The 7,965-nt window shown below is 60.1% G+C and carries 8 protein-coding genes and 1 tRNA gene; all 9 read left to right on the top strand.

Features of this window, described 5'->3' with window-relative positions; genetic code table 11:
- Positions 1-79 (top strand): hypothetical protein (locus ACSHWJ_RS03675; RefSeq protein WP_432539324.1); only part of this gene is annotated, 79 nt, incomplete at its 5' end.
- A 40-nt stretch (positions 80-119) separates the two neighbouring features.
- Positions 120-195 (top strand) — tRNA-Trp (locus ACSHWJ_RS03670).
- Between the two features lie 60 nt (positions 196-255).
- Complete coding sequence (gene secE, locus ACSHWJ_RS03665) at positions 256-630, top strand: preprotein translocase subunit SecE (RefSeq protein WP_010960360.1); 375 nt, start codon at positions 256-258, stop codon at positions 628-630.
- 12 nt (positions 631-642) lie between these two features.
- Positions 643-1,176: a transcription termination/antitermination protein NusG gene (gene nusG / locus ACSHWJ_RS03660; protein WP_010960361.1), complete on the top strand. Its 534-nt coding sequence runs from the start codon at positions 643-645 to the stop codon at positions 1,174-1,176.
- 98 nt (positions 1,177-1,274) lie between these two features.
- Positions 1,275-1,706 (top strand): 50S ribosomal protein L11, encoded by a 432-nt coding sequence (gene rplK / locus ACSHWJ_RS03655; protein ID WP_010960362.1) that lies wholly within the window; start codon positions 1,275-1,277, stop codon positions 1,704-1,706.
- Positions 1,706-2,401: a 50S ribosomal protein L1 gene (gene rplA / locus ACSHWJ_RS03650; RefSeq protein ID WP_010960363.1), complete on the top strand. Its 696-nt coding sequence runs from the start codon at positions 1,706-1,708 to the stop codon at positions 2,399-2,401. Before rplK ends, rplA begins: the two co-directional genes overlap by 1 nt.
- Positions 2,402-2,618: 217 nt before the next feature.
- A complete protein-coding gene (gene rplJ / locus ACSHWJ_RS03645; protein ID WP_432539320.1) occupies positions 2,619-3,146 on the top strand; it encodes a 50S ribosomal protein L10 in 528 nt (175 codons plus the stop codon).
- Positions 3,147-3,185: 39 nt separating this feature from the next.
- Positions 3,186-3,563, top strand: coding sequence for a 50S ribosomal protein L7/L12 (gene rplL, locus ACSHWJ_RS03640; RefSeq protein WP_010960365.1), 378 nt, complete (start codon positions 3,186-3,188; stop codon positions 3,561-3,563).
- 261 nt (positions 3,564-3,824) lie between these two features.
- Positions 3,825-7,901 (top strand): DNA-directed RNA polymerase subunit beta, encoded by a 4,077-nt coding sequence (rpoB, locus tag ACSHWJ_RS03635; RefSeq protein ID WP_017365161.1) that lies wholly within the window; start codon positions 3,825-3,827, stop codon positions 7,899-7,901.
- The last annotated feature ends 64 nt before the right edge of the window (positions 7,902-7,965 follow it).

The raw sequence follows: 7,965 nt of genomic DNA, 5'->3' as shown, positions 1-7,965 counted from the left end.
GGACGAAGGCTTGCGGTTTGCCGTGCGCGAGGGCGGTCGTACCGTCGGCGCAGGCGTTGTCTCCAAGATCATCGAGTAAGGGATTGGGCGGCGCTCGTGGGTCGCCCTCCTGAATATTTAGGTCAGTAGCTCAATTGGTAGAGCAGCGGTCTCCAAAACCGCAGGTTGGGGGTTCGAGCCCCTCCTGGCCTGCCACTATGTGATGCGGGCGCCCCTCGAAGGGCGCCCTCTGTTGTTTTCATAGCGATCCGGCGCATGTCTACTCAAACTACTTCGGAGTCCGGTGCTTCCGGTCTGGATACCGTCAAGCTCGTTCTTGCGCTGGTATGCCTGATCACGGGCATCGTCGCATATCATTACTTCGTCGATTATTCCGTCGTCTATCGCACGCTGGGTGTCGTCGGCGCGGGTATTGTCGCGGTCGCATTGGTTTCGGCGACGGCCAAGGGGCGAGCGCTGCTCGGATTTTTCCGTGAGTCGCGCATCGAGGTCCGAAAAGTGGTTTGGCCGACGCGGCAGGAGGCGGCGCAGGCTACCTTGATGGTGGTCGCGCTGGTGTTTTTCGTCGGGATTTTTCTCTGGCTGCTCGATATGCTCCTGTTTTGGGCAATCACCTCGATCACCGGGTAACAGGGGGCGATCGTGGCGCTACGCTGGTATGTGATCCAGGCTTATTCCAATTTTGAAAACCGCGTCAAGCGTTCTTTGGAGGAGCGGATAGCCCGGGCCGGGCTGGAGCATTATTTTGGCAAGATCCTGGTTCCGACCGAGGAGGTGTTGGAAATGCGGCAGGGTCAGCAGCGTAAGGGTGAGCGGAAATTCTTTCCGGGCTATGTCCTGGTCCAGATGGAGTTGAATGACGACACCTGGCATCTGGTGCGTGACGTTCCGCGGGTGCTGGGTTTCGTTGGCGGGACGCCCGATCACCCCGCTCCGATCAGTGACGCAGAGGCAGAAGCGATTCTGGCGCGTGTGGAGGAAGGGGTCAAGAAGCCTAAGCACAAGGTGCTATATGAGGTTGGCGAAGTGGTGCGCGTCATCGATGGTCCGTTCAAGGATTTCAACGGTGTCGTCGAGGAAGTCAATTACGAAAAGAGCAAGCTCAGGGTTTCCGTCCTGATTTTTGGGCGATCCACGCCTGTCGAGCTCGAATTCGGACAGGTTGAAAAAGGCTAAGGCTGGGCGGGTTTGGTAGACGGGGGTCGTGGTTGCACCGCGAGCCCTTTTTGTTTTCGGGGAGCCGTAACCGGCGTTGGTACCCATAGGAGTCAAAAATGGCAAAGAAAATCACAGGTTACATCAAGCTTCAGGTCAAGGCCGGTGAAGCCAATCCGAGTCCGCCGGTCGGTCCGGCGCTTGGCCAGCGTGGCGTCAACATCATGGAATTCTGCAAGGCATTCAATGCCCAGACCCAGAACGTCGAGAAAGGGCTTCCGCTCCCCGTCGTCATCACGGTGTATGCGGACCGTAGTTTTACGTTCATCACCAAGACCCCGCCGGCGTCCGTGCTCCTGAAGAAGGCGCTCGGGCTGAAGTCCGGAAGTTCCAAGCCTAACACCGATAAGGTCGGGACGGTCACGCGGGCTCAGCTGGAAGAAATCGCCAAGATGAAGATGCCGGATTTGACGGCGGCGGACATGGACGCCGCCGTGCGCACCATTGCCGGCAGTGCGACCAGCATGGGTTTGATTGTGGAGGGTGTGTGATGGCTCGTTTGACCAAACGGCTGAAGTCGATCAAGGATAAGGTTCAGCCCGGCAAAGTGTACGCGATCGACGATGCGTTCGAGGTGCTGAAATCGGTCAGCTCCGTCAAGTTCGTCGAGTCGGTGGACGTCGCCGTGAATCTCGGCGTGGATCCTCGCAAATCCGATCAGGCCGTCCGCGGTGCGACCGTTCTTCCCCACGGAACCGGCAAATCGGTTCGCGTGGCAGTGTTCGCCCAGGGAGCGAATGCCGAGGCCGCCCTGGCGGCGGGAGCGGACATCGTCGGCATGGATGATCTGGGTGCCCAGGTGAAGGCCGGCGAGCTCAATTTCGATGTCGTTATCGCGGCGCCGGACGCCATGCGCGTCGTGGGCCAGTTGGGCCAGATTCTCGGTCCGCGGGGGCTGATGCCCAATCCTAAGACCGGCACCGTCACCCCGGACGTCGCCACCGCTGTCAAGAACGCGAAGGCCGGTCAGGTCCGCTACCGTACCGACAAGAAGGGCATTATCCATTGCACGATCGGAAAGATCAGCTTCGATTCGGCGGCGCTCAAGGAAAACCTGGAGGCCTTGCTGGCGGACCTGAAGAAGCTTAAGCCGAGCACTGCGAAGGGTGTGTACGTGAAGAAGATCACCGTATCTTCGACCATGGGGCCAGGCCTGGCGGTGGATCAGAGCACGCTGGCCGCCTGATACAGCAACGAATCAACCGACTTTGGGTTACCGGATTTCCGGTGACCGTCAAAGACCGCAGGCGTGCCTTTGGGGCACTTAATCGTACAGCCTGCGCAGACGGTGACTGAAGCCGAATTTCGGCGAAAGGAGCCGTTATGAGAGTCCCCGGCTTCGGCCGGGGTGGCATGGCTCTGAATGGTTTCCCAAAACTATTCAGTTTTTCTGGAGGTAACGAGTGGCACTGAGACTCGATGACAAGAAAGCGGTCGTCGCCGAGGTTGCAGCCGTTGCCGCCCGAGCGCACTCCGCAGTTGCGGCGGAATACCGGGGGCTGAGCGTCTCGGCACTGACGCAGCTCCGCAAGGAGGCGCGTGAGTCCGGGGTATACCTGCGCGTGGTCAAGAACACCTTGGCGCGCAAAGCCGTCGAAGGCACCGGTTTCGAGTGCATGCAGGACGGTTTGGTAGGGCCCTTGATCCTTGCGTTCTCCCTTGAGGATCCGGGCTCCGCGGCCCGTGTGGTCAGTGCGTTCGCCAAGACCAACGACAAGCTCGTCGTGAAGTTGGTGGCGGTCGGCGGCAAACAATATGGTCCTTCCGAGCTCGAGCGTTTGGCTTCGCTGCCGAACCGCGAGCAGGCGATCAGCATGCTGATGGGCGCGATGAAGGCGCCAATCGAAAAGTTCGTCCGCACCCTGGCGGAGCCGCACGCGAAGTTCGTGCGCACCTTGGCGGCGGTTCGAGATCAGAAGCAGGCCGCGTAACCCGCAGGTCCGGCAGAAAGAAATTTCGGAGAAATGACAATGGCAGTTTCCAAAGAAGATATCCTCGAGACTATTTCCAACATGACCGTCATGGAGATCGTGGATCTCATTTCGGCCATGGAGGAGAAGTTCGGCGTGTCCGCTGCGGCGGCAGTCGCCGTGGCTCCGGTCGCGGCGGGCGCCGCGGCGCCGGCGGTTGAGGAAAAGACCGAGTTCGACGTCGTCATGACCAGCTTCGGTGCCAACAAGGTCAACGTGATCAAGGCGATTCGCGAGATCACTGGCCTGGGGCTGAAGGAAGCGAAAGATCTGGTTGAGGGCGTTCCCTCCACCGTCAAGGAAGGTATTTCCAAGGCCGAGGCAGACGACATCAAGAAGAAGCTGGAAGAAGCTGGCGCGGCTGTCGACGTCAAGTAACGAAACGTTGCGCGTCCGCTCCTTTTAAGGAAGAGCTTCGATTCAGGCTGGCAGCCCCGCGCTGCCGGCCTTTCGGCGTTTGCGGATTGTTACGGAATCGGTTACCTTGTGGACTCCGAACGTCTGTCCATGCCGTCCTCCGTATCGCACGTGGCAATCCGATAACGAGCCAAGGCATATTCCCGATACTGCCGGTGCAGCCTCCCGGAGGCTTTAGGCTCACGATATTTCAAGCAAACCAAACTCAGGTCAGGAACCAACATGGCTTACTCGTTTACCGAGAAAAAACGAATTCGCAAGAGTTTCGGAAAGCGTCAGGACGTGCTGGAGGTCCCCTATCTTCTGGCGACACAGGTTGACTCGTACCGGCGGTTTTTGCAACTCGACAAGCAGCCCGCCGCCCGGAGCGACGAAGGTCTGCATGCGGCGTTGAAGTCGGTTTTCCCGATCAAGAGCCATTCCGGCAACATCGTACTCGAATATGTGAGTTACCGGCTGGGCGACCCGGTGTTCGACGTCAAGGAATGTCAGCAGCGTGGAACCACCTACGCCGCCCCGCTGCGCGTGCTCGTCCGTCTGGTGGTCTACGACAAGGATGCGCCGGTGGGCGCCAAGGTCGTCAGAGACATCAAGGAGCAGGAGATCTACATGGGCGAAATTCCGCTCATGACCGACAACGGCACGTTCGTCATCAACGGTACCGAGCGGGTGATCGTTTCCCAACTGCACCGTTCGCCCGGCGTATTTTTCGACCATGATCGGGGAAAGACCCATTCTTCGGGAAAGCTGCTGTTCAATGCCAGAATCATCCCCTACCGCGGGTCCTGGCTGGACTTCGAATTCGACCACAAGGACTGCGTTTACGTCCGTATCGACAGGCGTCGCAAGCTGCCCGCCACGGTGTTGCTGCGAGCCTTGGGCTATGACAACGAGCAGATCATCGCCGAGTTTTTCGACACCAACCGTTTCCTGCTCTCATCCGCCGGCATTCAGCTGGAACTGATACCCGAGCGGCTGCGCGGCGATATCGCCAGCTTCGACATTCGGCTTGGCGATCAGATCGTGGTCGAGAAGGACCACCGGATCACGGCGCGTCACATCCGGATGCTGCAAAAGGAGAACGTGAACCTCCTCGACGTCCCCAAGGACTACCTGTACGGCAAGATTCTTGCCCACAACGTCGTGGATACTTCGACGGGCGAACTGATCGCCAAGGTGAATCAGGAGATCACGGAGGATGTCTATGCGCGTCTCGTGGCTGCGGCCATCCCCGAGATCCGTACGCTCTATGTGAACGATCTCGACCGCGGTCCGTACATTTCCAATACCATGCGCATCGATCTGACCGAGACGCAGCTGGATGCCCTGGTGGAAATCTACCGGATGATGCGGCCGGGCGAACCGCCGACCAAGGAGGCCGCCCAGACCCTGTTCGAAAATCTGTTTTTCTCGGCCGAACGCTATGATCTGTCGGCTGTCGGCCGGATGAAGTTCAACCGGCGCCTGGGGCGGACCGATCCTACCGGCCCCGGCGTGCTGGAAAACGATGACATCATCGCGGTGCTGAAGGAACTGATCAACATCCGTAACGGGGGGGGCACGGTCGACGACATCGACCATCTGGGTAACCGCCGCGTCCGGTCCGTGGGGGAGATGGTGGAGAATCAGTTCAGGCTCGGGCTGGTCCGGGTCGAACGGGCCGTGAAGGAGCGTCTGTCGCTGCCCGACGCCGATGGTCTGATGCCACAGGAGATCATCAACGCCAAACCGGTGGCCGCTTCCATCAAGGAATTCTTCGGTTCGAGCCAGCTTTCGCAGTTCATGGACCAGAACAATCCTTTGTCGGAGGTCACTCACAAGCGCCGTGTCTCGGCTCTGGGGCCGGGGGGGCTGGCGCGTGAGCGCGCCGGCTTCGAAGTGCGCGACGTGCATACCACCCACTACGGCCGTGTCTGTCCGATCGAAACGCCCGAAGGTCCGAACATCGGCCTGATCAACTCGCTCGCGGTCTACTCGCGCACCAACGAATACGGCTTTCTGGAGACGCCGTATCGAAAGGTGATCGACGGCCGGGTGACCGATCAGATCGAGTACCTGTCGGCTATCGAGGAGGGCCAGTACTACATTGCTCAGGCCAGCGCCTCGGTCGATGAAAACGGCATGCTCAAGGATGAACTGGTGTCGTGTCGCCACAAGGATGAATTCACCCTGGCGTCGCGGGAAAACATCAACTACATGGATGTGTCGTCCAAACAGATCGTGTCGGTCGCGGCCTCGCTGATCCCCTTCCTCGAACACGATGATGCCAACCGCGCCCTGATGGGCTCGAACATGCAGCGGCAGGCCGTCCCGACGCTGCGTACGGAGAAGCCTCTGGTGGGCACGGGCATGGAACGCATCGTCGCCCGCGATTCCGGCGTGGCGGTCGTCGCCAAGCGCGGTGGCACGGTCGAGTTCGTGGACGCCAGCCGCATCGTGGTCCGGGTGAACGACGAGGAGACCGAGGCGGGGGTTCCGGGTGTGGATATCTACAACCTGACCAAATACACCCGTTCCAACCAGAACACCTGTATTAACCAGAGGCCGTTGGTTAAGCCGGGCGACGTCGTGGCCCGCAACGACGTGCTGGCGGATGGTCCTTCGACCGACATGGGCGAACTGGCGCTGGGCCAGAATCTGCTGGTCGCGTTCATGCCCTGGAACGGTTACAACTTCGAAGACTCGATCCTGATTTCGGAACGCGTGGTGCAGGACGACCGTTTCACGACCATCCACATTGAGGAGAAGACCTGCGTCGCTCGAGACACCAAACTGGGGCCCGAGGAAATCACCGCCGACATTCCGAACGTTGGGGAGGCCGCGCTGTCCAAGCTGGACGAGTCGGGTATCGTCTACATCGGCGCCGAGGTCAAGGCCGGCGACATCCTGGTGGGCAAGGTGACGCCCAAGGGCGAAACCCAGCTCACCCCGGAGGAGAAGCTGCTGCGGGCGATCTTCGGTGAGAAGGCCTCGGATGTGAAGGACACTTCGCTGCGCGTGCCTTCGGGTATGGACGGCACGGTCATAGACGTGCAGGTCTTCACCCGCGACGGCGTGAAGAAGGATGAACGCGCCCGTCAGATCGAGGAAGCCGAGATTGAGAGGGTTCGCAAGGATCTGAACGATCAGCTCCGTATCATCGAGAAGGACTTTTACCAGCGGGCCGAGCAGATGGTTCTGGGCAAGGTCGCCGACATGGGGCCGGGCGGTCTGAAGCGCGGCGCCACCATCACCCGGGAATACCTGGATTCGATCAAGCCCGCCCAGTGGCTGGAGATCCGGTTGCAGGACGAAGACGTCAATCTTCAGATCGAAGCGATCGCCGGGCAGATCGCCCAGCAGCGCGAGGAAATCGCGAAGCGGCTCGAAGAGAAGCGCCGCAAGATCACCATGGGTGACGACCTCGCTCCGGGTGTGCTCAAGATGGTAAAGGTGTACCTGGCCGTCAAGCGCCGTATTCAGCCCGGTGACAAGATGGCCGGCCGCCACGGGAACAAAGGTGTGATTTCCCGCATCGTACCGGTGGAAGACATGCCGTATTCGGCTGACGGTACGCCGGTCGACATCGTGTTGAACCCACTGGGCGTGCCTTCACGCATGAACGTAGGCCAGGTGCTCGAGACCCATCTCGGCTGGGCGGCCAAGGGTGTGGGCCTGAAGATCGGGCGGATGCTGGAGGCCAAGGCCAAGATCGAGGAGATCCGGTCTTTCCTCACTCAGGTGTACAACGTGAGTGGCCGCCAGGAGGACATCGCCAGTCTGAGCGACGCCGAGGTGCTGGAGCTCGCCGGTAATCTGCAGGACGGCGTGCCGATGGCGACTCCCGTGTTCGATGGAGCCACCGAGGAAGACATCAAGGCCATGCTGCGGCTGGCCGATCTTCCCGAAAGCGGCCAGGCAACTTTGTTCGACGGACGTACCGGCGACGTGTTCGACCGTCCGGTGACCGTCGGTTACATGTACATGCTCAAACTCAATCATCTGGTCGACGACAAGATGCACGCACGGTCCACCGGTCCGTACAGTCTGGTGACCCAGCAGCCGCTGGGCGGCAAGGCGCAATTCGGTGGACAGCGTTTCGGCGAAATGGAGGTGTGGGCGTTGGAGGCCTACGGTGCCGCCTATACTCTGCAGGAGATGCTGACGGTGAAATCTGACGACGTGAACGGCAGGACCAAGATGTACAAGAACATCGTCGACGGTGATCACCGTATGGAGGCCGCCATGCCCGAGTCGTTCAACGTCCTGATCAAAGAGATCCGCTCGCTCGGAATCAACATCGAGCTCGAGCAGGACTGATCGCCGCCCCGCGCAGCAGGCAGCCGTTCGCGGCTGCCTTCCGAATTGATGACTGGGAGATTTA

This window comes from Methylococcus sp. S1M (assembly GCF_051295855.1).
GTDB classification, from domain to species: domain Bacteria; phylum Pseudomonadota; class Gammaproteobacteria; order Methylococcales; family Methylococcaceae; genus Methylococcus; species Methylococcus capsulatus.
Note: the sequence above shows the minus strand (reverse complement) of the source record. Positions and strands in the feature narration are given on the sequence as shown.